Consider the following 21909-nt stretch of genomic DNA (forward strand, 5'->3'; position numbering starts at 1 on the left):
GCATTTTTCAGCCTCCAACGGGCTAAATATACTGCGTCCCGAATCTGGTTATTTGTTTTTCTTATCTCAGGAGTTCAACCATGAGCAAGCCATTGATCATCATCACCGGCGCCAGCTCGGGCATCGGCGAAGCCACCGCCCGCCGCTTGAGCGCTGCCGGCCATCCGCTGCTGTTGCTGGCCCGGCGCATCGAACGCCTCGAAGCACTGGCCCTGCCGAACACACTCAGCCGCCGCGTCGACATCACCGACCGCGCCGCATTGCTGGCCGCCGTGGCCGAAGCGGAAGCGCAGTTCGGCCCGGCCGATGCGCTGATCAACAACGCCGGGGTGATGCTGTTGGGCGAGATGAGCAAACAGGACCCGGCGCAGTGGGACCAGATGCTCGACGTCAACGTGAAGGGTTTGCTCAACGGCGTGCACGCGGTGGTCGCCGGGATGATCGAGCGCAAGCAGGGCACCATCATCAACGTCAGCTCGGTGGCCGGGCGCAAGACGTTCCCGAACCATGTGGCGTATGTCGGCACCAAGTTTGCGGTGCATGGATTGTCGGAAAACCTGCGTGAAGAGTTGTCGCCGCATAACGTGCGGGTGACCACGATTGCGCCGGGTGCGGTGGAGACCGAATTGTTGAGCCACACCACGGACGAGGCGATCAAGACCGGGTATCAGGCTTGGAAGCAGGACATGGGTGGGACGGTGTTGAGCGCCGAAGATGTGGCTACGGCGATTGCCTATGCGTATGGGCAGCCGCAGGGGGTTTGTATTCGGGAGATTGTGATGGCTGCGACTCGGCAACAGGCCTAAAGGCGAAAGGCAAAATCAAAAGCGCCCTCACCCTAACCCTCTCCCGGAGGGAGAGGGGACTGACCGGGGTGTCTTACGTAATACGCCGATCTGCAAGACCGAGCCGATTATGGATTCACGGAAATTCGTTCAGCTCGGTGGTTTTCTGCAATATACCCGGATCGGTCCCCTCTCCCTCCGGGAGAGGGCTAGGGTGAGGGCAAGCGGTCCAAAGCCATGAGCCGCCCTTCAATAAACCGCCGCTCCGGCTCTTGCCGGGTCAATTCCAAGGCACGCCGGTAAGCCGCCCGCGCCTCTTCAACCCGCCCCAACTGCCGACAAAACTCCGCCCGCGCCGAATGCGCCAGGTGGTAATCCTGCAACTCCCCACGGTCCAGAATTCCCTCGATCAAGGTCAACCCGGCCAGCGCCCCGTCCCGCTTGGCCACCGCCACCGCCCGGTTCAACTCGATCACCGGCGACGGCACCGCCCGCAGCAACACGTCATACAGCCCGACGATCTGCGCCCAGTCCGTCTCCCCCGCCGTCGGCGCTTCGGCGTGCACCGCCGCTATCGCCGCTTGCAGGCAATACGGTCCGAAGCGTCCGGTGGTCAGCGCTTTTTCCACCAGATCGCAGCCTTCGGCAATCAGCTCGGCATTCCACAATCCGCGATCCTGATCATCCAGCAAAATCAACTCACCATCGGGCGATGAGCGCGCCGACCGCCGCGATTCATGCAGCAACATCAGCGCCAGCAACCCCATGACTTCCGGGTCCGGCAACAACTCCAGCAGCAACCGCCCGAGGCGAATCGCCTCGCGGGTCAAATCCTCGCGGGTCACCTGGGCGCCGCCGGACGCCGAATAGCCCTCGTTGAACACCAGATAAATCACCCGCAGCACACTGTCGAGGCGTTCGGGCAATTCGCTCAAACTCGGGACTTGATAAGGGATTTTCGCATCGCGAATCTTCGCCTTGGCCCGCACGATGCGCTGGGCAATCGCTGCCGGGGCCGAGAGAAATGCGCGGGCGATTTCTTCAGTGGTGAGGTCGCAGACTTCACGCAGGGTCAGCGGCACTTGCGCGTCGGCCGCCAGCGCCGGGTGGCAGCAGGTGAAGATCAGGCGCAGGCGATCGTCTTCCACGTCTTCAACGTCCCATTCGGACTGTTCCAGCTCTTCCAGTTGCGCCAGCAACAACGGCTGCGAGGCCTTGAACCGTGCGCGCCGGCGCAACACGTCAATGGCCTTGAAGCGCCCGGTGGACACCAGCCACGCACGCGGGTTATCCGGCACACCATCGCGCTGCCAGCGTTCGACCGCGACGAAGAACGCCTCGTGCAAGGCTTCTTCGGCGAGGTCGAAATCGCCGAGCAGACGGATCAGGGTCGCGAGGATCCGCCGCGAGTCTTCGCGGTAGACCTGCGCGACCCGTGCCGCGACCTCAGACATTCAACTGCCGCACGGGACGCACTTCGACACTGCCGACCCGGGCCGCCGGAATGTTGCCGGCGACCTGAATCGCTTCGTTGAGGTCCCGTGCGTCGATCAGGTAGAAACCGGCCAGTTGCTCCTTGGTCTCGGCGAACGGGCCGTCGGTGATCGACAACTTGCCGTTGCGCATGCGCACCGTGGTGGCGGTCTGCACCGACTCCAGTGCTTCGGCGGCAACCATCCGGCCGCTGCCCTGGATCGACTCGGCGTAGGCCCAGCATTCGGCGTCTTCCGGGCTGTCGGGCGAGGAATGCAGCAGGCGCTCATCGCTGTAGACCAGGCATAAATACTTCATGGCGTTCTCCTGAATCGGACGGATCAACTATGGCTGAAGATCAGGGTTTCGCATCAAACAGCGTCGAGCCGGTCATCGGATCGAACGGTGCCGACCAGTGTTCGTGGGCAATTTTCCATGCCCCGCCGACCAGCCGATAGCAGGCGGTGGCGCGCATCCAGCAACTCTGGGTTTCGCCCTTGTCATTGGTCCCGCCGCAATTGGCGACCCAGTGGGCGAAGGCGATGTTGTCGCCTGTTTCGATCGCGATTTCGTGGAACTCGAAGATGTGCGGGCCGGGGCACATTTCCATGCAATCCACCCAGTGTGCGCGATAGGCCTCTTTGCCCTTGAATTGCAGGGCCTTGATCGCATCGAACGAGAGGATGTCGTCGGCGTACAGCGCCATGACTTTCTCGACGTCCTTGGTCATGACGGCTTCGCGGTAGGTGTTGATCAGGGTCTGGATATCGCTTTGTGCGCTCATGGTGTTCTCCGTATTTTTTGTTGTGAAGACACCCTTTGTCGTTCGGCGATTTGCCGGATCGACAGCTGAAACAAAAAAAATCCAGAGAACGCAAAGTCGCTAGAATCCGAGGCTCATCTTTGTAGGAAAAAGGAAATTCCCTTGTCAGCCAAACTCGTGCCGTACGAGAGCCTTAACGCCTTGCAGCGTCAGCAGGTCGAAGCGATTGAAATCCACGCCGAGCAGATCAAATTCTCCGGCGACATCCACGGTGCATTGCACACCCTGCTGTCGAAACCCGGCCCCGGCGTGAAGGGTTTTGCGCTGCTAGCCGAAGAAGTGCCGGTGGCGTTCCTGCTGCTCAAGCGCCCGCCGGTGTTGCCGGAATGGGCCAATGAACACAGCGCCACCCTGCATGCACTGCAAGTCGATCACCGCGCACAGGGCAAGGGTTATGGCAAGGCTTGCCTGCTGGCGTTGCCGGACGTTGCGCGCCAGGCCTGGCCGGAAATCAAAGGACTGGAACTGTCGGTGGACGCCGACAACGACGCCGCGATTGCGCTGTACGCCAAGTACGGTTTCGTCGACAGCGGTGAAGCGTACAAGGGCCGCATCGGCTACGAGCGGCGCATGGGGCTGTTCTTCTAATCGTCGAGAGATCAACGATGATCGATTCAATCCAAGCGCTGGAAGCCATTTACGGATTGCCCCACGAACGGGCGGTACGCAAGCAGATCGGTTTTCTCAACGAGGACTATCAGGCGATGGTGCGGGTCTCGCCGCTGGTGATTGTCAGCTCGGTTGGCGCCGACGGCATCGACGGCTCCCCGCGCGGCGATGCGCCGGGTTTTGTGCGGATCATCGACGAGCGCACCCTGGCCCTGCCGGATCGCCCGGGGAACAACCGCATCGATACCCTGCGCAACGTGCTGCACGATCCGCGAGTGTCGCTGTTGTTCATCATTCCGGGGATTGGCGAGACGTTGCGGGTCAATGGCACCGCGACCATCAGCGCTGATCCCGAGTTACTGGAAAGCTTCGCGGTCAACGGCAAACCGGCGCGCACGGTGTTGCTGGTGACGGTGGAGGCGGCGTTCTTTCATTGCTCGAAAGCGTTCGTGCGTTCGGATGCGTGGAATCCGCAAACCCATCTGCCGCGCTCGGCGCTGCCGACGGCGGGCGCGTTTCACAAGCGTCTGAATGATGGGCAGTTTGATGCCGAGGCTTATGATCGCGAGGCCCCGATCAGAGTGCGCGATAGTCTCTATTAAGAAAAAATCTCAGCCAAAGCTCCTACTGATTCTGCGGAAGCTATCTATAGGAGTTTAATTATCTAAAAGAGAATTTTCCTTCACTAAAAATACTCTCGCCCTTCAACAACTTGTAGGGCGTTTCTGATTTTGGATCCAAATATTGACGAAAGACCTAAGTAAAAACTAGGGTTTCTTCATGAGCGAGGCTTACAGAAAATTTAAATAAACGGGATATCCAAAAATGGAAACATTAATAACAACATCAAAATCCTCTATTACGGAAAACACCATAACAATTTTAGATGGGCATTTATCACTACCAAAAAGCTATTTACTCGAAAAAGCTTATCTAGAACACACAAGCACACTGATTGTATCAGGCTCTTTAATTGAGGGAATCGGAACGATTCACTCTGATATCGACTGCATTATCATTTGCGAAAAACGCCCCAAAGCACAAAATATGAAACACATCGGGCACGCGTTTGTCACCGACAGTAACTATCGACATATTACCAAAGATGAAGACGTCCATAATACAACCAACTTCTACGGCGACACCAGTATTCACATTGATGCCGACTATGTAACGTATTCAGAAATAGATAATATTTTTTTAAAAATCGAAAAAACATTTGAAGAAATCACCTCTGACCAACGTTTCCTCTACGCTCCCGTTTTGACAAACACAGAAAACAATGTAATCCATAGGCTAATAATTGGTCACGCCCTGAGCAATCATGAAAAATTCTCTCAACTTAAATCAAGAATTCCCCTAGAGAAACATATTTACTTAGCTCATCGCGAAAAGCTTCCAGTTTTCTATGCCTTTCAGGATATTCAAGGTTGCTGGCAATCAGAAAATCTATGGATGGGTTGTGAGATAGCTCGAGACATGATGTTTAAAACCGCAATGAGTTTCACCTACCTTACGGGTACAACAAACAAACATTATAAGTGGGTATACTCAAACATGTACCGCATTGAAGGATTTGATGAGATCAAGAATAAATTCTTCGCACTAGCCAGACAAGGTTCCAGCACAAGAGACGAATGCAGATCGTACATTCAAGAAACCCTCAAATATATGGATCTGCTATTTTTAGAAATTGAAAAAACTCTAAACAACTCAAAAATATATCCAACTGCAGAACAGTCTCTCGCTGCCCTCGACAATGAATTCAATGAGCGCAAGCAGACCACACACAAAGTTTCAATGTGCGAATACTATTTCAGAAAAAAATACTTTGCCGCAAAAGACACTCCGCCGCTTTTGAGTTTACTGAAAGAGTGGGAATAAAGCGCCTTTACAACACCACACTTGTTAATTGGTGCTACTCGCTGGCGGCCCGCTTATGGAAATTTACAAAATAGCAATTCCGCTCATATTCTCTAGATTGGGCGACATGACAGCTTCACTGATCTACTTTTCCTTCGCTGGCCACTTTATCGTTGACTCACTTGATTCCGCTTCATTTGCCTTGGCATCAATATCGTTTATTACTGTCATCGGTATCGGATTTTTTTCTCCAACACTAATCAAGATAGCGGGATCAAATAATCTAAACACAAACAACATAAAATCCGAAATAACAATATCACTAAGGCTCTCGATTTTATTTGGAGCCCTGATCATATCTATGATTTCTTTTGCGCACACAATCGCGCTTACGCCAATGACAAACCTAACCAACACGGAAGACATCCAAGCACTGCTGTTAATATCCCTATCAATTCCAGCCATATACCTACAGGTTACAATATTCAATTTTTTTAACGGAGTACAAAAAACACACTACGAAGTAATTTATACGTGGACATTTAACATTTGCCTCACTTCAGCCTGCATAATCTTGATTAACACGAACTCGGCAATCACGCTACCTGACTTCATACTCATATATTCTTGCTTACGATGTGCTTTCGCAACCCTCGCACTTTTCTACTTCAACTCTAAAATCCACCTGTATATAAAAAACTTCCAGAAAGCCATACAAATACCGAAAGAACAGTATCTTAAGTATATAGCTCGAGGTTTGCCAATGGCCTTATGCTTTGGGGGTGAAAGCTTTCTATTTTTCATATTATCATTCATTTCGAAAAACTTAGGTGAAAACAATTTATCCGCCTACCAAGCCTCACTACACTTTATAAGCATCATATATATGATATCAATTGGAATAGGGAATGCGACTGGGCTTATCGCCGCCCGTCAATTTACCAGAAGGGATTTAGGATCGCTTAAAAAAACTTATATCCAAGGACTAAAATCAGGCCTATTAGCACTAACGCCCTTTTTGCTAGCCAGTGTCCTTTGGAAAGAAAACATTTCCATGACCTATACGTCAGATTCAACGATCAGGAAACTAATTGAAACCAATACTCTTTACTCGATTCCTTTTTTAACTTTTGAATTCATCTATGTTTTAACCAGGACGATTTTGAGGAGCATGGACGATTTCTGGGTTCCCACACTTCTAACTATTCTGACGCTGAACATTTTTGGCATTACCCTTTGCGCAATTCTTCTAAATTTTTACCGCAACATACATTCTATATTTATAACCTTAATAATCTGCTCATTCATTCTGATGCTGGCAATGTTTTGGCGATTGACATTTTTATTGAAAACACACAGCAACCAGCCAATAGGTAAACTTTAGATACTTGATCCCGCTTTTACTAATTCACAACGCAAGTTAAAACATCTAACCGATTGCATTTTCGTGAGACTCCAAACATGAATCATGCTAGCGCGTTACCTTTGCTCTACAACTCGCACTTAAATTCCACAACCATTATCAGCGAACATCACGCATGGAGAACTCTGACCGGTTTACAAACCAGTGATTATTACGCTTACCGCAAAGCACTAATGAACGGGTGCCATCTCCAGAGAGCCTCCTTTGAACTCCGCCATCCAGAAGTCATGGTTTGCGACTTGAGCAACCTCGACCCAATTTATGATGGCATGTCAGACGAAGAGATAATACGAATATGGGAGTACTTAAACTCAAGGACAACCCAATTACAATCATCTGACATTTGCAAGATAAAGGGAGATGGTCTCTCACCAGAACTAGCCGTGTCAGGACCTTCCAAAGCCAAATTATTAGATTTCAAGAGCGACCTGATTAAAGAAGCACTCGCGACATCCCACCAGCCTTTCCCCTGCGTAAAGCCAACGAATAGAGGCCTTACAAAAACCAGACTGCTAATAGATACTGATAATGAAACCTTGGATTTCCACAATAAATTCTGCGCCTTCTACAGCAAATACATTTCTTATGAACACTGGGATAGCAGTCTTGCTCTCAATACCAGATACATCTATGACGACCACTCTATCTGGCTAAAAATCAAAAACATATCAAAAAATAAGCTCTTTTTATTATCAGCCGGCCTACCACTTGCACTTGGATATCTGGCAGCTACCAAAGATACAGATATATTCTTTTCTGAAATTCATCGCCAAAATGACCCGAGCCTTCTAACTAGAGATGAAAATTTTCTAGACATATTCCCCCATATAACTTCGCCGAATGATTCATGGCTGATTATAGACAAGGCCTATACCGGCGGAAGCCTCAGGCAAGCGGCGAATATGATCAGAAAGAAACTTGGTTATAATTTCGAAGTTAAAACACTAGCACTTTTCCCCAAAACCTTCAGCGCCTTTATGAGTGCAGACTACGCCGTTTACGCAGGAAAACTATTCGACGTAAAAGTCTACGCATCTAAACTCAATCGGAAAAACTGGCATACGCAATTAATATCTGAGAAGTCGGTATGAGAGCACTATTCAAGCGTGAATACATTCCAGAACTGGAAGTAAGTCTTTATGAAGCCAGAAAGCAGTTACGGCGCTATTGGGCCGGCACATTGTCCAGTCTTCCAGAATTTAACAAAACCAATACAGACCAGCATTTCAACCAAACACAATACGACATAAATTGCCAAAACATACTCTTTAGTTGCCTGTCAAAATCTCGTCTCAAAATGACAATTTACTCAGAAGAAAGCACTTCACCAATAAAACTTGGAGATCACGGTGACCTTTACGCTCTGATTGACCCCCTAGATGGCACACACAATGCGCTTATGGGTTTCCCGAACTACACATCTAGTGTTGCCATCTATCATGGTAACGAGTACGTATTTGGATGGATTTACGACATCTCTAGAGATTTAGTCTATACCGCTGCGCTTGGTGAAGGAGCGTATCTTCAGTCCGCAATAATTGTGAAACGGTTAACCACTCGAAAAACCGAATCATTAGAACAAATGCGACTTTCATTTCACCGTCCTCGTGGCAGTAAAGAAAGACATAAAATAGAACGGCTTTTATGGTCAGCGGACAAAGTTCGTATTTACTCTTGCTCTTCGTTAGAAATCTGCCTGATTGCTGCTGGGGTTCTTGATGCGTTTATTGATATCGGTTCACCTGGGCACGAGAGAAGCTGTGATATTGCGGCGGCAGAACTTATTTTGAGAGAGTCAGGCGGAGCATTATTCGATGAAAAAGGTCACTCAAGGCATTGCTTACCGCCATCCGTAGAAGCCCTGAAGGATAATGGAACATTGATTGCCTTATCTTCAGAAGATCTAATAAAAATATTCTTGTAGTGCAATTAACTGGAAGCCGAATCATGCTATTCGATACAGTAAAATTGAAACTCGCCCTACTGGCTAACGGCGTTAATTTCAGCAGGGATTTCTTAGAGCATTTCCAAACAGAGGTGAATCATATTGAAAAAAGACGTGCATACGGAACAGGTGACAGCGTCATAATCAACCCAACGATCCGAACCCCACAAGAAATTGTTCTTGATGGCGATATCATTACTGCCGCCAACTACAACCCACACTCAAAATACAAAATCATCTTAGAGCGAAACACTCCCGCACTAAGCTACAATAAAAACATCATTGACATTACTTTTCCAGCCAGGCCTAAATCTTACGGAAAAATCTTAAGTAATGGCGAGTTATTTGAAAAACATCTGACTATATATGGAAATTCTACGCTTGGAATTTTCTCCCCCGGCCATTGCTACTACTTCAATGACGGTCATGAGTGTAAATTTTGCTCTCTGGGTTCAGCTCGAGAAAGCCTGTCAGATCATAGAATGCGAATTAAGGGCGACATCGCTGGAGAAGCAGTAGCGATGGCTGTCAAAGATGAGAGTCGCCGATACCGAAGAGTCTTATTGAACGGAGGTACAATCCCTAACTACGACAAAGGGTATGGGATGCATATCGATTTGCTGAATAGAGTAAAAGAAAAGAATGCACATAACCACTTGGACTACCACTTGATTTCTATGCCACCCAAAGACTTCCGTCTTTTCGAAAAATTCAAGGCTGTCGGCAATAATATGTCAATGAGCCTGGAGGTATTCAACCCTGGACTTTTTTCAGAAGTATGCCCAGGCAAATCTCGTGACTACACTCGGGATCGTTTCCTCGAAGCTTTTGAAGCCGCTGTAGAAACTCTCGGGCGCGGCAACGTATATGCCGGATTCGTTGCCGGAATGGAGCCATTAGAGTCAATCATAGAGGGTATCGAATACTTTGGTCAGATGGGCGTAGTTCCAGCAGTGGCAGCATTTCACCCAGATGCTAGCTCGCAATACAGTGCGAGAAAACGACCTTCCGTAGAGTTTCTGAGTTCAATTGGTAAAAAGATGTCAGAAATTTATCAAAGAGAAGGATTTCGACCATTGATAGAGGGTAGCGGTAGAAACTCTCTAGATACTGAGGCTTACCTAGGAGCGTTCGCATGAACTACACCTCAGAGCAAGGAATATTTATCGCATTTGAAGGAACGGATGGTGCAGGAAAGTCTACTATCGCAAGAGCAACATACGAAATCCTCTCCCAATCTAATATAGATTTGCACTACGTCGACAAAAACCGCCCACCCGTTTCTTCAGGATATACCGAATACCACATGTCACGACTGCGGGAAGTTCTTTGGGACTATCCGGACAACGCCCCTCTTGAGCAATTAGGCGACAAACACTGGATGAGCCTTATAACTGCATGGTTTCAAGCGACAGACCATGCTGCTATATCTCCAATAGTTAGCTCTGGCGAAAATTGCATCGCAGATGGCTGGTACCACAAATACCTAGCGCGCTTCTTGCTTAAAAGTACAGATTTAGCAGAAGAAGCCCTAACAGTATTTTCAACAATTAGAAAGCCAGACTTCGTGATTTTCCTCGATATTGACCCAGCTCTCGCGGCACAAAGAAAGGGATCGTTCCGTCTAAGCGAGAGCGGAGCTTATGACGGTGGCAATGAGGATCGCCTTAAAAGTTTCATTGCATATCAGAACCGAGTCCGATCCAGTTATGAGCGCTGTGGTTTGGCAAATTGGGTGGTGATTGACACCACCGATTTAAGTGAAGAGGCAGTACTTGATAGAGCGGTAGGCGCGGTACAAAAAATCCTTATTAAAAACTAGAAATCCCGCCTACCCGGGTGAGTGCATGACACGTACAAATGAGTAACCAATCTCCCACAGGGGTTTAGTGTTGGCTCACAGAGTGAGGATCATCTCGTGCCACGCCATCCCGCCGTGGTCGGACTCGGACGGTTTGATGTAGGCAAAACCGAACCCGGCGTACAGCGGGATGTGCCGTTCCTTGCACATCAGGTGAATCGTTGCCCTGCCCTGCTCGCGCATGCGTTCGATGAACTCGCCCAGCAGGCGCTTGGCCAGCCCCAGGCCCTGATAATCCGGGTGCACCACCACCGACATGATCACCACGTTCGGCCCGGCCGGGTCGTGGCCGATCAGTTCCTTGAACGCCTCGTCGGACATCTGCACATCAAATGCCGCGCCGGAGTTGATGAAGCCGGCCACCTGCCCGTCCACTTCGGCGACGATGAAACCGTCCGGCCAGGTGGCGATGCGCGTGGCGATCTTCTCGCGGGTCGCGGCTTCGTCGCCTTCGTAGGCGAGGGTTTCGATGGCGTAGCAGCGGTCCAGGTCGGCGGCGGTGACGTGGCGGATGACGGTGTTCATGGCGGCTCGAAATCAGTGAAAACAAGGCCGCCAAGGATAAAGGAATAAGGTGTTCATATCGATCCGCACGGGCAGCGTAAAGCCTGCGTATAAGCGCTTTTCTTCGCAATCGGGACGGTCTATTCCTGAGCACTGTCTCTGATCACCCGAAGGGGAAACAGCTTATGAGCAGCGTGGAAATCGGTTTGTTGATGGTGTTGGGCATCAGCTTTTTCGGCTTCATCACCTTGGGCATCGACCTGTTGCGGGCGCGACGGATCAAGGGCAAGTAAGACTGGACCGGCAGCGCGAAACGGGTTCGCGCTGCCGGTTGTAGATCAGGTTTTCTTTTCCACCGGGACGCAGATTTCCAGCTTGCCGGTGTTGGTTTTGGGATTGAAATCGGCGCTGTAGCGTTCCAGCTCCGGGGCGTTGAGCCCTTTGTACTCGGACGCCGGCAGCCAGGTGTTGTAGATGTAATCAATGGTCTGCGGCAGCTGATCCAGCGAACCCTTGTGTTCGAACACCGCGTACTGGCGCGGCAGGACTTCGATCCACGGATACTTTTCCTGCGGGAAGTCGTCCAGCTTGCGGATTTCGACTCCGGCCATGTAATCGAAACCGCCGTTGCCGTCGAAATTGCTGCAAACGCCGTAGGTCAATTCGCCCTTCTGCCCCGGAATGTTTCCGATGTGCGGGATCAATTTTTCCCACAGCGCAGGGATGTCCTGAACGGTCTCTTTGGTGAAGCGATCGCGAAAACCTGCAATCAGCAGGAAGTGTCCATGTTCGAAGCGAGGTTCAGCCACTTCGACGCGTTTTTGCTCATCCATGACTCGACTCCTTGAACGAAAAAAGTGGGTTCGGCTGGGAGTATAGAAGCCAAACCCGATTCGCACATTTACAGCGTATGCAGGGCCTCGGCGGCGCCGGAACCGACGAACTCGTTATAGCCCGATACGATCACGTAGACCGCGAAATAGCAGAAGATCGCTGCCGATGCCATGTAGGAATAGCGCAGCAGTTTGTCGCCCAGCAACTTGCCGCCATGGCTCGCGGCGAAACACAGCCCCGCCGACCACAGCAGCCCGGCGCACAGGAAGCCGCCAAGGAACAGCGCCGAGCTCAAAGGACCGCCGCCGCCGGAGCGGGCGATCAACGTACCGCCCACGGCCGCGAACCAGAGAATGGCGCTCGGCGACGACATGGCGAGAAAAATCCCACGGAAGAATTCCTTGCGATGGGAGTTCTGGCCAACCTCGGCGGTCGCCGCCAATTGCGCCTCGTGGTGGATCGCCGAATAGATCATCTTCGCCGCGAAGTAGATCAACAACGCCGAACCGCCGATCCACAGCACCCAGCGCACGGTTTCGTATTGCAGCAGAACGGTCATTCCGGCCAGCGCCAGCACCGCGTAGATCAGGTCGCCGACGCAGGTGCCGAGACCCAGTGCGAAGCCCTGAAAATAACCGCGCTGCATCGCCAGGGTAATCATCGCGATGTTGGCCACGCCGATATCCAGGCACAGCGAAAGGCTCAACAAAAAGCCGCTGGTGAATTCCATTAACCGTTTTCCTTGGGAAAAAATTGTTGTCGTGCACGCTGGACAGCCTGCCATCGCTGCCCTTATCTTCCGCCACAGGTCACCGCAGTGACCAGCGTCGCTCGGACGGTTCCGGGCGCTTACGTTATCCGAGGCAACAATGGCTGAACAAGGTTCGCCGCGCCGCTTTGCGCGCATAGATCGACTCCCCCCTTACGTTTTCAACATCACTGCCGAGCTGAAGATGGCCGCCCGACGTCGTGGCGAAGACATCATCGACTTGAGCATGGGCAACCCCGACGGCGCCACGCCGCCGCACATCGTTGAAAAACTGGTGCAGGTTGCACAACGCGAAGACACCCACGGTTACTCCACGTCCAAGGGCATTCCGCGCCTGCGTCGGGCGATTTCCAACTGGTACAAGGAACGCTACGAGGTCGAGATCGACCCGGAAAGCGAAGCCATCGTCACCATCGGTTCCAAGGAAGGCCTGGCGCACCTGATGCTGGCGACCCTGGATCAGGGCGACACCGTGCTGGTGCCGAACCCGAGCTACCCGATTCACATCTACGGTGCCGTGATTGCCGGCGCCCAGGTGCGGTCGGTGCCGCTGGTACCGGGCGTGGATTTCTTTGCCGAGCTGGAACGGGCGATTCGCGGCTCGATCCCGAAACCGAAGATGATGATCCTCGGCTTCCCGTCCAACCCCACCGCCCAGTGCGTGGAGCTGGATTTCTTCGAGCGGGTGATCGCCCTCGCCAAACAGTACGACGTGCTGGTGGTGCACGACCTGGCTTACGCCGACATCGTCTACGACGGCTGGAAAGCCCCGTCGATCATGCAGGTGCCGGGCGCCAAGGACATCGCGGTGGAGTTTTTCACCCTGTCCAAGAGCTACAACATGGCGGGCTGGCGCATTGGTTTCATGGTCGGCAACCCGGAACTGGTCAGCGCCCTGGCGCGAATCAAGAGCTACCACGACTATGGCACCTTCACCCCGCTGCAGGTGGCCGCAATTGCTGCGCTTGAAGGCGATCAGCAATGCGTGCGCGACATCGCCGAGCAATATCGCCAGCGTCGCAACGTACTGGTCAAAGGCCTGCATGAACTGGGCTGGATGGTCGAAAACCCGAAAGCCTCGATGTACGTCTGGGCGAAGATTCCCGACGCCTACGCCCATCTCGGTTCGCTGGAGTTCGCCAAGAAGCTGCTGGCCGAGGCCAAGGTCTGCGTCTCGCCGGGCGTTGGTTTCGGTGAGTACGGCGACGATCATGTGCGCTTCGCGCTGATCGAGAACCAGGACCGGATTCGCCAGGCCGTACGCGGGATTCGCGGGATGTTCCGGGCGGATGGCCTGGTGACCAAATCCTGACGCTGGGCACATAACACTGTGGGAGCGAGCCTGCTCGCGATTGCGGGCTGACATTCAACATTTTCATTGAATGTTATGCCCTCATCGCGAGCAGGCTCGCTCCCACATTTGTTTTGCGATGTGCCTGCTTAAACGAACAGCGACAACAACAGAATAAAGCCCAGGCCAACCACCGACAGGATGGTTTCCATCGCCGTCCAGGTCTTGAAGGTCTCGGCCACGGTCATGTTGAAGTACTGCTTCACCAGCCAGAAACCGGCATCGTTGACGTGGGACAGGATCAAGGAGCCGGCACCGGTGGCCAGCACCAGCAGCTCACGGTTCACGCCCGGGATCATCCCCACGACTGGCACCACAATACCCGCACCGGTGATGGTCGCCACGGTGGCCGAACCGGTCGCGATGCGGATCACCGCCGCCACCAGCCACGCCAGCAGGATCGGCGAGATCTGCGCGCTGACCGCCATGTGGCCGATCACGTCGCCCACACCGCTGGTCACCAGCATCTGCTTGAAGCCACCGCCGGCGCCGATGATCAGGATGATCGCGGCGGTTGGCGCCAGGCTGGCGTCGAGCCACTTGAGCATCTGTTGGGAACCGATGCCCTGCTTGGCGCCGAAGGTGTACAGCGACAGCAGCAATGCCAGCAGCAGCGCCGAAATCGGGTGACCGATCATGTCCATCCAGGTGCGGAAGAAATGACCGTCCGGCAGCGCCACATCAGCGAAGGTTTTCAGCAGCATCAGGAACACCGGCAGCAGCACGGTGACCAGGGTGATGCCGAAGCTTGGCAGTTTGGTCGAATCGGTTTCACGGGCCAGTTGATCGACCAGTTCCTGGTTCGGATGACCCGGGATGTGCTTGGCGATGAACGTACCGAAGATCGGACCGGCAATGATGGCGGTCGGCAGCGCGACGATCAGACCGTAGAGAATGGTCTTGCCGATGTCGGCACCGAACACGCCGATGGCCAGCAGCGGGCCCGGGTGCGGCGGCACCAGACCGTGCACGGCGGACAGGCCGGCGAGCAGCGGAATACCGATCTTGATGATCGACACACCGGTGCGGCGAGCGACGATGAACACCAGCGGAATCAGCAGCACGAAGCCGATTTCGAAGAACAGCGGAATGCCCACCAGGAACGCGGCGAACATCATCGCCCACTGAACCTTGTCCTTGCCGAAGGCGCGGATCAGGGTCTGGGCGATCTGATCGGCACCGCCGGATTCCGCCATCATTTTGCCGAGCATGGTGCCCAGCGCGAGGATGATGCCGACGAAACCGAGCACACCACCGAAGCCGTCCTGGAACGCCTTGATGATGGTGCCGATCGGCATGCCGGACGTCAGGCCGAGGAACGCGGCGGCGATGGTCAGGGCAATGAAGGGATGGAGCTTGAACTTGGTGATCAGGACGATAAGCCCGATCACCGTGACCACTGCATCAAGCAGCAGGTAGGCGTCATGGGACATGCCAAACATTGGGGGTGTCTCCTGGTTTGTTGTTGTTATTAAAGCGGGTTAATCAGAAGTCGAAAGGACAGCGCTATCTTCGCAATCACACTCATACCGCCTGTTTCAGGCCATGGGCCTGCCACCAGACGTGGGCTTGCGACGCCAGTTCTTCAACGCTGTGGATCGAAGCATTCAGGGCCAGGGTCAACGGCTCGCCCTTGGGCGATTCGAGGGTGGCGAACTGGCTTTCGATCAAGGTCGCCGGCATGAAGTGACCCGGACGGTGGGACACACGTTCGGCGGCCACTTCAGGCGTCAATTCGAGGAACACGAAGCCCAGACCCGGCAAGGCGCTACGCAGCACTTCGCGGTAACTGTGTTTGAGGGCCGAGCAGGTCAGCACCGGACGTTCGCCCAGGGCGTCGACGCGGCGCAGTTCATCGCACAGGCTGTCGAGCCAGCCGGCACGGTCTTCGTCGTTCAGGGGGATCCCCGCGCTCATCTTTTCGATGTTCGCGGCCGGATGGAAAGTATCGCCTTCAATGGCAGTGGCGCCGCTCAATTGGCACAGGGCCTCGCTGACGCACGTCTTGCCGCAACCGGCAACGCCCATGATGACCAGGGCGGTGATGGGATGATTCATGTAACACCTCAGCGCGCAGACAGCGCTACCTTTGCTAGCTATGACTCTAGTGCACAGGCAGAAGTTGCCGACGCCTTCTTGTCGTTTTTTTGGGTTGCAGCAGGTTTTGTCCGTACGCCAAAAAGCGAGGATCAGGCAGGACCTCGCTTACGCATTTGCAGCTGCATAAGGACAGCGCTACCTTAGTGCCTTGATTTTTGTTTGGCAAGCCGCCCGATGACCACCCCTAAAAACGATAAAAACACCCGCACCACCGGCCGTCCCACCCTCAATGAAGTCGCCCGGCTGGCCGGGGTCAGTCCGATTACCGCCTCGCGCGCCTTGCGCGGGGTCAGCACGGTTGCCACCGAGCTGGTGGAAAAAGTGCAAAAAGCCGCGCTGGAACTCAACTACGTGGTCAACCCCGCCGCCCGCGCCCTGGCCTCGGCCCAGAGCCATTCGGTGGTGGTGCTGGTGCCTTCGCTGTCCAACCTGCTGTTCATCGACACCCTGGAAGCCATTCATCGGGTGCTGACGCCCAAAGGCTTTGAAGTGTTGATCGGCAACTTCCACTACTCGCGCGATGAAGAAGAAAACCTGCTGCGCAACTACATGGCCTATCAGCCACGCGGTTTGCTGCTGACCGGCTTCGACCGCACCGAAAGTTCGCGACGGATGATCGAGGCCAGCAACATTCCCTGCGTGTACATGATGGAACTGGACAGCGCCGCCGGGGTGAACTGCGTCGGTTTCTCCCAACTCAGCGCCGGGGAAACCGCCGCCGAGCATTTGCTGTCCCGTGGCCGCAAGCGTCTGGCGTACATCGGCGCGCAGCTCGATCAGCGCACCCTGCTGCGCGGTGAAGGCTTTCGCAAGGCGTTGCAGAAGGCTGGTCGCTATGACCCGGATCTGGAAGTGCTGACACCGCGCTCATCGTCCGTGGGCCTGGGTGGCGAGTTGTTCCTGCAACTGCTGGCGGCGCACCCGGATGTCGATGCGATCTTCTTCGGCAATGACGACCTGGCCCAGGGCGCCCTGCTGGAAGCGCTGCGCAACGGAATCAAAATCCCCGAACAAGTGGCGATCCTCGGTTTCAACGACCTGCCGATGTCGGAGCACATGGTGCCGCGCCTGAGCAGCATCAACACGCCCCGCGAAGCGATCGGCAAGCGTGCGGCGGAGCAGATGCTGACGCTGATGGCCGGTAACAGCGTGGCGCGGCCGGTGGAGGACATGGGCTTCGAACTGAAGATTCGCGAGAGCACCTGACTCAACCTCCCAGCAACTCCACCAGAGCCAGCGCGCCCTTCTGCAACGGCTGGCTCTTGAGCCACACCGCGTGCACCGGCAGCACCAGACCGTTTTCGATGTTGCGAAAATTCAGCCGTTTCAAGCGTCCGCTATCGAGCCACGGCTGTACCACCGACAACGGAAAATTGCCCCAGCCCAACCCCGCCTCGACCATTTCCAGCGCCGTTTCCAGGCTGTCGGTGCGCCAGTGGGATTCGGCCACCAGCGGCCGGGTTTCGCTGATCGGCAAGTCGCGACTGCCGACGACGATCTGCCGGACATGCACCAGATCCTCGAGAAACAGGTCCTGCCCCTGCAACAGCGGACTGTCCGCCGCCAGCGTGGCGATCATCCGCTCAGTGCCGACAAACTGAAAACGCTCCAGCACATTCACGCTCAACCCGGCGAACGCCAGGCACACGCTGATCCGGCCACTGTGGAGCATCGCCAGCACATCGTCCTGTGGCGCGGTCAGCACTTCAATGTCGAGCAGCGGATGGCGCTCGCTGATGTCCTTGATCGCCGTCAGCAACCGTCGGCGATCGATATCCGCCGCCACGCCGATCGATAACTTGCTCTCCAGCCCCAACGACAACTGCACCGCGTGCACCTGCAATTGCTTGAGCTGATCGGCGATCAATCGCGCATGGGGAACCAGCGAAAGTGCCATGGCCGTGGGTTGCGGTTCTCGGTGACTGCGATCAAACAGCGAGTAACCGAGTTCCGCCTCCAGATTACCGATGGCCATGCTCACCGCCGACGGGACTTTGCCCAACGCCCTGGCAGCGGCGGAAAACGAGCCGCGCTCGATCACGGCGAGAAACAGCTCGATGCTTTCACTGTTGAAATTCACTTCGCACACCTATCAATAAAACTGAAAGCTACTGACTTTTTCTGTCACTTCCATTGAAGCTATCTTTCGTCGCCTTCGCCAGCCCCACTGGCCACAAGTCGCAAGAAAGAGGCAATTCCCCATGCAAGGCGTCAAACGCAAACTGGTTTATGTGTCGCTCTATGAAGTGATCGGCATGACCTTCTCGGCCCTCGGCCTGGCCCTGTTGTCCGGCACCTCGCCCGGCAGCACCGGCCCGCTGGCGTTGATCATCACCACCATCGCCGTGACCTGGAACTTCATCTACACCTCGTTGTTCGAACGCTGGGAAAGCCGCCAGGCCTCGCGCACCCGCACGGTGAAACGGCGCATTGCCCACGCCGTCGGCTTCCAGCTGACGCTGATCGTGTTCCTGATTCCGCTGATCGCCTGGTGGATGAACATCAGTCTGGTGCAGGCCTTTTTGCTGGATCTGGCGCTGATCGTGTTCATCCCTTGCTACACCTTCGCGTTCAACTGGTTGTTTGACCGGGTGTTCGGCTTGCCAGCGTCTGCGCTGCCGGATCCGCAGCCCGCGACATAAATCGTTAATTGGTAAGCGGATATTGCAAGAAATCGGCGGTTTTCCCTCGCCAACCGTCGATATAAACAATCCTTGATTTCCGATAGCAGGCTAAGCTTTTCCATCAATAAAAAATGGACCAGCCCATGACTGCACACGCCCCCGCCGCGCAACGCGACGGCATCGACCCGATACGCGCCGCCGAGATTTCCGCCCGCATCGACCGCCTCCCGGCAGTCGCCACGATCTGGCGGCTGGTGGCGCTGCTGTCGATCGGTGGTTTCTTCGAACTCTACGACCTGTTCCAGACCGCCTACATCAGCCCCGGCCTGATCCGCGACGGCATTTTCGCCACCGGCAATCAGGGCGTGTTCGGGTTCTCCGATCAGGCTGCGTTCGCCTCGGCGACGTTCCTCGGACTGTTTCTCGGTGCCAGCCTGCTGAGCCCGATGGCGGACCGTTTCGGGCGGCGGGCAATCTTCACCTTCGCGCTGGTCTGGTACACCGTGGCCACAGTTTTGATGGGCGTGCAGAGTTCGGCGCTGGGGATCATCTGCATGCGTTTTCTGGTGGGCATCGGTCTCGGCATCGAACTGGTGACCATCGACGCCTACCTCTCGGAACTGGTGCCCAAGCGCATGCGCAGTTCGGCGTTCGCTTTCGCGTTTTTCGTGCAGTTCCTGTCGGTGCCAGCGGTGGCGTTGATGTCCTGGTGGCTGGTGCCGCAGGCGCCGTTCGGGGTGTCCGGCTGGCGCTGGGTGGTGTTGGCCAGCGCAGTGTTTGCGCTGTTCATCTGGTGGCTGCGCAAACGTCTGCCGGAGTCGCCGCGCTGGCTGGCCCAGCATGGCCGTTTCGATGAGGCGAACCGGATTCTCGACGACATTGAGGCGCGCTGTGAGAAAGATCATCGCCAGCCACTCGACGCACCGGAAGCCGTGGCAGTCGATGTCGAGGGCAAGGGCCGTTTCGCCGATATCTGGCAACCGCCCTATCGCCGCCGCGCGTTGATGCTGATCGTCTTCCACATCTTCCAGGCCATCGGCTTTTTCGGCTTCGGCAACTGGCTGCCGGCGCTGCTTTCCGGTCAGGGTGTCAGCGTCACTCACAGCCTGATGTACGCGTTCATCATCACCCTCGCCTACCCGCTCGGGCCGTTGCTGTTCGTCAAATTCGCCAACCGCTTCGAGAACAAGTGGCAGATCGTCGGCTCGGCCCTCGGCGCCATGAGCTTCGGCACCTTGTTCGCGTTGCAGACCAGCGCCTTCGGCCTGATCTTCTGCGGGGTGATGATCACCTTCTGCAACGCCTGGCTGAGCTTCAGTTATCACTCCTATCAGAGCGAATTGTTCCCCACCAACATCCGCGCCCGGGCCGTGGGGTTCTGCTATTCGTTCAGTCGCTTGTCGACGGTGTTCAGCAGCCTGCTGATCGGTTTGTTCCTCGACCACTTCGGCACGCCGGGCGTGTTGGCGTTCATCGTCGCCAGCATGCTGATCGTGATGCTTACCATCGGCTACTTCGGCCCCCGCACCCGAAACCTCGCACTGGAAAACATCGCCCATCGCTGACGAACAACGGTCATCCTCTGCCGCCTACCGGCAAGGGATGACCGCTTGGCCTGTTCACGCCAGACACAAGCAATTGAAATAGAAGGACTTATTCGAAAGGCACGGTATTTGCTGCCCAGGACTGACAGTCATTACCTACAGGTCCTTTCATCATGTTGGTCAGTGCAAAACAACAGCAAATCATCCACCTGCCCAAGCCGCTGAATGACGATGCAACCGCCACGGCAGCGGCCGGTCTGCAAGGCGGCCTGCACGGCGCGATGCTGCAGACCCTGCAAAACCAGACCCAGGCGCAAACCGCCGAAGCCACCGCCAAAGTGCAGGAATCGGCCACCCAACTGGCGACCCGGCAAGTCAGCGAAGCCACCCGCATCAGCGACAACGTCGACGAAGCATTCGCCAAGACCCGTGTCGCCCTGCAAACCTCCGATACTTCGCCGAGCAAATCCACAGGCTCATCGGCCCTGGACGAGTTCAAGGACTACATGAGCAAAACGCCGGAACAGCGTCTGCGCGACAGTATCCTTCAGGAAATGGGCCTGACCGAGGACGACATCAAAGCCATGCCGCCGGAGAAACAACTGGCCATCGGCAAAGAGATCGCCGAGCGACTGCAGGACAAGATGAAGCTGGCCGAAGCCGAGAAACAGAACAAACAGGACGCCAACTCGGCCAAGATCAGCGACCAGTCGGCAGACAAGTTCCTCGCTTCACTCTGACCCGCATCACGCTGCGCAGCGGCGCAATAAAAAAGGATCCCCACCGGGGATCCTTTTTTTCAGCCGTGAAACCGTCAGTTCAACTGCAAAGTCTCATTGAACTGGCTGATCGCATCCACCACATGCCGCGAACCCTGCTGGATCTCCCGGATTGCGTCGCCCGCCTCGTTCGCCAGTTCCACCCCGAGCCCGGTGCGGCTCAGGCTCGACTGCATGCTCGACACTGCGCTCAGTGACAGCTCATGGTTCTTGCGCACCACATCGACGATCTCCAGGGTCGCCTGACTGGTCCGCGCCGCAAGACTGCGCACCTCGTCCGCCACCACCGCAAAACCACGCCCGTGCTCACCGGCCCGCGCTGCTTCGATGGCCGCGTTGAGCGCCAGCAGGTTGGTCTGGTCGGCAATCCCGCGAATGGTCTGGACGATGGTGCCGATGATGTCCGACTGTTTGCTGACCGCATCGATGCTCAGCGCCGCTTCGTTGAGGTCGCGGGAAATGTCCTGAATGATCTGCACCGTTTGCTGCACGACCTGTGAGCCTTTTTGCGCGCAGGCGTCGTTTTGTACCGAGGTGCTGTGGGCCGATTCCGCGGCGGTCTGCAGCGTGGTCATCTGATGGGTGATGTCGCTGGCGAACTTCACCACTTTGTACAACCGGC

The 21909-nt window shown here is 55.0% G+C and carries 25 protein-coding genes; 14 read left to right on the forward strand and 11 right to left on the reverse strand.

The genetic code is table 11. The features are described from left to right. Positions 1 to 80: 80 nt before the first annotated feature. Positions 81 to 806: an SDR family oxidoreductase gene (locus C6Y56_RS21605; protein ID WP_169431564.1), complete on the forward strand. Its 726-nt coding sequence runs from the start codon at positions 81 to 83 to the stop codon at positions 804 to 806. 188 nt (positions 807 to 994) lie between these two features. Here the strand turns inward: C6Y56_RS21605 and C6Y56_RS21610 are convergent, their stop codons facing one another. From C6Y56_RS21610 to C6Y56_RS21620, 3 genes are read right to left on the reverse strand one after another with little or no spacing between them, the layout of a single operon-like run. Further along, positions 995 to 2239, reverse strand: coding sequence for an RNA polymerase sigma factor (locus C6Y56_RS21610; protein WP_169431565.1), 1245 nt, complete (start codon positions 2237 to 2239; stop codon positions 995 to 997). Then, on the reverse strand, positions 2232 to 2576 hold the full coding sequence (locus tag C6Y56_RS21615; RefSeq protein ID WP_007951101.1) for a YciI family protein: 345 nt from the start codon (positions 2574 to 2576) through the stop codon (positions 2232 to 2234). Before C6Y56_RS21615 ends, C6Y56_RS21610 begins: the two co-directional genes overlap by 8 nt. Positions 2577 to 2616: 40 nt before the next feature. After that, the gene (locus C6Y56_RS21620) at positions 2617 to 3042 is read right to left on the reverse strand and encodes a YybH family protein (protein ID WP_169431566.1); all 426 of its coding nucleotides are present in this window, start codon (positions 3040 to 3042) and stop codon (positions 2617 to 2619) included. 141 nt (positions 3043 to 3183) lie between these two features. On the opposite strand from C6Y56_RS21620, the gene C6Y56_RS21625 reads away from it, so the two are divergent. The 3 genes from C6Y56_RS21625 to C6Y56_RS21635 all read left to right on the forward strand — a co-directional run bounded on the left by C6Y56_RS21625 (position 3184) and on the right by C6Y56_RS21635 (position 5574). After that, the gene (locus C6Y56_RS21625) at positions 3184 to 3669 is read left to right on the forward strand and encodes a GNAT family N-acetyltransferase (RefSeq protein WP_169431567.1); all 486 of its coding nucleotides are present in this window, start codon (positions 3184 to 3186) and stop codon (positions 3667 to 3669) included. Positions 3670 to 3686: 17 nt separating this feature from the next. Beyond that, the gene (locus C6Y56_RS21630) at positions 3687 to 4292 is read left to right on the forward strand and encodes a pyridoxamine 5'-phosphate oxidase family protein (RefSeq protein ID WP_169431568.1); all 606 of its coding nucleotides are present in this window, start codon (positions 3687 to 3689) and stop codon (positions 4290 to 4292) included. 223 nt (positions 4293 to 4515) lie between these two features. Beyond that, the gene (locus tag C6Y56_RS21635; protein ID WP_169431569.1) at positions 4516 to 5574 is read left to right on the forward strand and encodes a hypothetical protein; all 1059 of its coding nucleotides are present in this window, start codon (positions 4516 to 4518) and stop codon (positions 5572 to 5574) included. Between the two features lie 123 nt (positions 5575 to 5697). On the opposite strand, the gene C6Y56_RS29275 is transcribed toward C6Y56_RS21635, so the two are convergent. Further along, positions 5698 to 6018, reverse strand: coding sequence for a hypothetical protein (locus C6Y56_RS29275; protein WP_243433427.1), 321 nt, complete (start codon positions 6016 to 6018; stop codon positions 5698 to 5700). A 298-nt stretch (positions 6019 to 6316) separates the two neighbouring features. Between C6Y56_RS29275 and C6Y56_RS29280 the strand changes: the two genes are divergently transcribed. The 5 genes from C6Y56_RS29280 to C6Y56_RS21660 all read left to right on the forward strand — a co-directional run bounded on the left by C6Y56_RS29280 (position 6317) and on the right by C6Y56_RS21660 (position 10743). Beyond that, on the forward strand, positions 6317 to 6937 hold the full coding sequence (locus tag C6Y56_RS29280; protein WP_249314449.1) for an MATE family efflux transporter: 621 nt from the start codon (positions 6317 to 6319) through the stop codon (positions 6935 to 6937). A 278-nt stretch (positions 6938 to 7215) separates the two neighbouring features. Continuing rightward, a complete protein-coding gene (locus C6Y56_RS21645) occupies positions 7216 to 8067 on the forward strand; it encodes a hypothetical protein (protein ID WP_243433417.1) in 852 nt (283 codons plus the stop codon). Further along, entirely contained in the window at positions 8064 to 8900 is an 837-nt protein-coding gene (locus C6Y56_RS21650; RefSeq protein ID WP_169431572.1) for an inositol monophosphatase family protein, read from the forward strand. The genes C6Y56_RS21645 and C6Y56_RS21650 overlap by 4 nt, the downstream gene beginning before the upstream one ends. A gap of 23 nt (positions 8901 to 8923) precedes the next feature. Further along, positions 8924 to 10060 (forward strand): radical SAM protein, encoded by a 1137-nt coding sequence (locus C6Y56_RS21655; RefSeq protein WP_169431573.1) that lies wholly within the window; start codon positions 8924 to 8926, stop codon positions 10058 to 10060. Next, a complete protein-coding gene (locus tag C6Y56_RS21660) occupies positions 10057 to 10743 on the forward strand; it encodes a dTMP kinase (RefSeq protein WP_169431574.1) in 687 nt (228 codons plus the stop codon). The genes C6Y56_RS21655 and C6Y56_RS21660 overlap by 4 nt, the downstream gene beginning before the upstream one ends. A 75-nt stretch (positions 10744 to 10818) precedes the next feature. Here the strand turns inward: C6Y56_RS21660 and C6Y56_RS21665 are convergent, their stop codons facing one another. From C6Y56_RS21665 to C6Y56_RS21675, 3 genes are all read right to left on the reverse strand, one after another. Continuing rightward, entirely contained in the window at positions 10819 to 11307 is a 489-nt protein-coding gene (locus C6Y56_RS21665) for a GNAT family N-acetyltransferase (RefSeq protein WP_169431575.1), read from the reverse strand. Positions 11308 to 11624: 317 nt separating this feature from the next. Continuing rightward, a complete protein-coding gene (locus tag C6Y56_RS21670) occupies positions 11625 to 12119 on the reverse strand; it encodes a GyrI-like domain-containing protein (RefSeq protein ID WP_169431576.1) in 495 nt (164 codons plus the stop codon). Positions 12120 to 12187: 68 nt separating this feature from the next. Next, on the reverse strand, positions 12188 to 12850 hold the full coding sequence (locus C6Y56_RS21675) for a LysE family translocator (RefSeq protein ID WP_039766147.1): 663 nt from the start codon (positions 12848 to 12850) through the stop codon (positions 12188 to 12190). 139 nt (positions 12851 to 12989) lie between these two features. Here C6Y56_RS21675 and alaC point away from each other — a divergent pair, with 139 nt between their 5' ends. Beyond that, the gene (gene alaC / locus C6Y56_RS21680; protein WP_102687281.1) at positions 12990 to 14201 is read left to right on the forward strand and encodes an alanine transaminase; all 1212 of its coding nucleotides are present in this window, start codon (positions 12990 to 12992) and stop codon (positions 14199 to 14201) included. Between the two features lie 128 nt (positions 14202 to 14329). Here the strand turns inward: alaC and C6Y56_RS21685 are convergent, their stop codons facing one another. Next, on the reverse strand, positions 14330 to 15682 hold the full coding sequence (locus C6Y56_RS21685; protein ID WP_169431577.1) for a GntP family permease: 1353 nt from the start codon (positions 15680 to 15682) through the stop codon (positions 14330 to 14332). Between the two features lie 82 nt (positions 15683 to 15764). Further along, positions 15765 to 16298, reverse strand: a complete 534-nt coding sequence (locus C6Y56_RS21690; protein WP_064598881.1) for a gluconokinase — start codon at positions 16296 to 16298, stop codon at positions 15765 to 15767. Between the two features lie 216 nt (positions 16299 to 16514). On the opposite strand from C6Y56_RS21690, the gene C6Y56_RS21695 reads away from it, so the two are divergent. Continuing rightward, entirely contained in the window at positions 16515 to 17546 is a 1032-nt protein-coding gene (locus C6Y56_RS21695) for a LacI family DNA-binding transcriptional regulator (protein WP_007951123.1), read from the forward strand. Between the two features lies 1 nt (position 17547). Here the strand turns inward: C6Y56_RS21695 and C6Y56_RS21700 are convergent, their stop codons facing one another. Continuing rightward, positions 17548 to 18420 carry a LysR family transcriptional regulator gene (locus C6Y56_RS21700; protein ID WP_169431578.1) on the reverse strand — a complete coding sequence of 291 codons (873 nt, stop codon included), beginning with the start codon at positions 18418 to 18420 and terminating at the stop codon, positions 17548 to 17550. 121 nt (positions 18421 to 18541) lie between these two features. Between C6Y56_RS21700 and C6Y56_RS21705 the strand changes: the two genes are divergently transcribed. The 3 genes from C6Y56_RS21705 to C6Y56_RS21715 all read left to right on the forward strand — a co-directional run bounded on the left by C6Y56_RS21705 (position 18542) and on the right by C6Y56_RS21715 (position 21248). Continuing rightward, positions 18542 to 18982: a PACE efflux transporter gene (locus tag C6Y56_RS21705; RefSeq protein ID WP_169431579.1), complete on the forward strand. Its 441-nt coding sequence runs from the start codon at positions 18542 to 18544 to the stop codon at positions 18980 to 18982. A gap of 125 nt (positions 18983 to 19107) precedes the next feature. Next, positions 19108 to 20529, forward strand: coding sequence for an MFS transporter (locus C6Y56_RS21710; RefSeq protein ID WP_169431580.1), 1422 nt, complete (start codon positions 19108 to 19110; stop codon positions 20527 to 20529). A 152-nt stretch (positions 20530 to 20681) separates the two neighbouring features. Next, positions 20682 to 21248, forward strand: coding sequence for a hypothetical protein (locus C6Y56_RS21715; protein WP_169431581.1), 567 nt, complete (start codon positions 20682 to 20684; stop codon positions 21246 to 21248). 74 nt (positions 21249 to 21322) lie between these two features. Here C6Y56_RS21715 and C6Y56_RS29640 read toward each other — a convergent pair whose 3' ends face one another. Next, complete coding sequence (locus C6Y56_RS29640; protein WP_371320920.1) at positions 21323 to 21862, reverse strand: methyl-accepting chemotaxis protein; 540 nt, start codon at positions 21860 to 21862, stop codon at positions 21323 to 21325. Positions 21863 to 21909 lie beyond the last annotated feature (47 nt).

The organism is Pseudomonas fluorescens (genome assembly GCF_012974785.1).
GTDB classification, from domain to species: domain Bacteria; phylum Pseudomonadota; class Gammaproteobacteria; order Pseudomonadales; family Pseudomonadaceae; genus Aquipseudomonas; species Aquipseudomonas fluorescens_BT.

Excerpts from the sequence above, each read along its gene's own strand:
- C6Y56_RS21605 (WP_169431564.1), top strand. The coding sequence starts at position 81 with ATGAGCAAGCCATTGATCATCATCACCGGCGCCAGCTCGGGCATCGGC.
- C6Y56_RS21610 (WP_169431565.1), bottom strand. The coding sequence starts at position 2,239 with ATGTCTGAGGTCGCGGCACGGGTCGCGCAGGTCTACCGCGAAGACTCG.
- C6Y56_RS21615 (WP_007951101.1), bottom strand. The coding sequence starts at position 2,576 with ATGAAGTATTTATGCCTGGTCTACAGCGATGAGCGCCTGCTGCATTCC.
- C6Y56_RS21620 (WP_169431566.1), bottom strand. The coding sequence starts at position 3,042 with ATGAGCGCACAAAGCGATATCCAGACCCTGATCAACACCTACCGCGAA.
- C6Y56_RS21630 (WP_169431568.1), top strand. The coding sequence starts at position 3,687 with ATGATCGATTCAATCCAAGCGCTGGAAGCCATTTACGGATTGCCCCAC.
- C6Y56_RS21635 (WP_169431569.1), top strand. The coding sequence starts at position 4,516 with ATGGAAACATTAATAACAACATCAAAATCCTCTATTACGGAAAACACC.
- C6Y56_RS29275 (WP_243433427.1), bottom strand. The coding sequence starts at position 6,018 with ATGGCTGGAATTGATAGGGATATTAACAGCAGTGCTTGGATGTCTTCC.
- C6Y56_RS29280 (WP_249314449.1), top strand. The coding sequence starts at position 6,317 with ATGGCCTTATGCTTTGGGGGTGAAAGCTTTCTATTTTTCATATTATCA.
- C6Y56_RS21650 (WP_169431572.1), top strand. The coding sequence starts at position 8,064 with ATGAGAGCACTATTCAAGCGTGAATACATTCCAGAACTGGAAGTAAGT.
- C6Y56_RS21655 (WP_169431573.1), top strand. The coding sequence starts at position 8,924 with ATGCTATTCGATACAGTAAAATTGAAACTCGCCCTACTGGCTAACGGC.
- C6Y56_RS21660 (WP_169431574.1), top strand. The coding sequence starts at position 10,057 with ATGAACTACACCTCAGAGCAAGGAATATTTATCGCATTTGAAGGAACG.
- C6Y56_RS21665 (WP_169431575.1), bottom strand. The coding sequence starts at position 11,307 with ATGAACACCGTCATCCGCCACGTCACCGCCGCCGACCTGGACCGCTGC.
- C6Y56_RS21670 (WP_169431576.1), bottom strand. The coding sequence starts at position 12,119 with ATGGATGAGCAAAAACGCGTCGAAGTGGCTGAACCTCGCTTCGAACAT.
- C6Y56_RS21675 (WP_039766147.1), bottom strand. The coding sequence starts at position 12,850 with ATGGAATTCACCAGCGGCTTTTTGTTGAGCCTTTCGCTGTGCCTGGAT.
- alaC (WP_102687281.1), top strand. The coding sequence starts at position 12,990 with ATGGCTGAACAAGGTTCGCCGCGCCGCTTTGCGCGCATAGATCGACTC.
- C6Y56_RS21685 (WP_169431577.1), bottom strand. The coding sequence starts at position 15,682 with ATGTTTGGCATGTCCCATGACGCCTACCTGCTGCTTGATGCAGTGGTC.
- C6Y56_RS21690 (WP_064598881.1), bottom strand. The coding sequence starts at position 16,298 with ATGAATCATCCCATCACCGCCCTGGTCATCATGGGCGTTGCCGGTTGC.
- C6Y56_RS21695 (WP_007951123.1), top strand. The coding sequence starts at position 16,515 with ATGACCACCCCTAAAAACGATAAAAACACCCGCACCACCGGCCGTCCC.
- C6Y56_RS21705 (WP_169431579.1), top strand. The coding sequence starts at position 18,542 with ATGCAAGGCGTCAAACGCAAACTGGTTTATGTGTCGCTCTATGAAGTG.
- C6Y56_RS21710 (WP_169431580.1), top strand. The coding sequence starts at position 19,108 with ATGACTGCACACGCCCCCGCCGCGCAACGCGACGGCATCGACCCGATA.
- C6Y56_RS21715 (WP_169431581.1), top strand. The coding sequence starts at position 20,682 with ATGTTGGTCAGTGCAAAACAACAGCAAATCATCCACCTGCCCAAGCCG.
- C6Y56_RS29640 (WP_371320920.1), bottom strand. The coding sequence starts at position 21,862 with ATGACCACGCTGCAGACCGCCGCGGAATCGGCCCACAGCACCTCGGTA.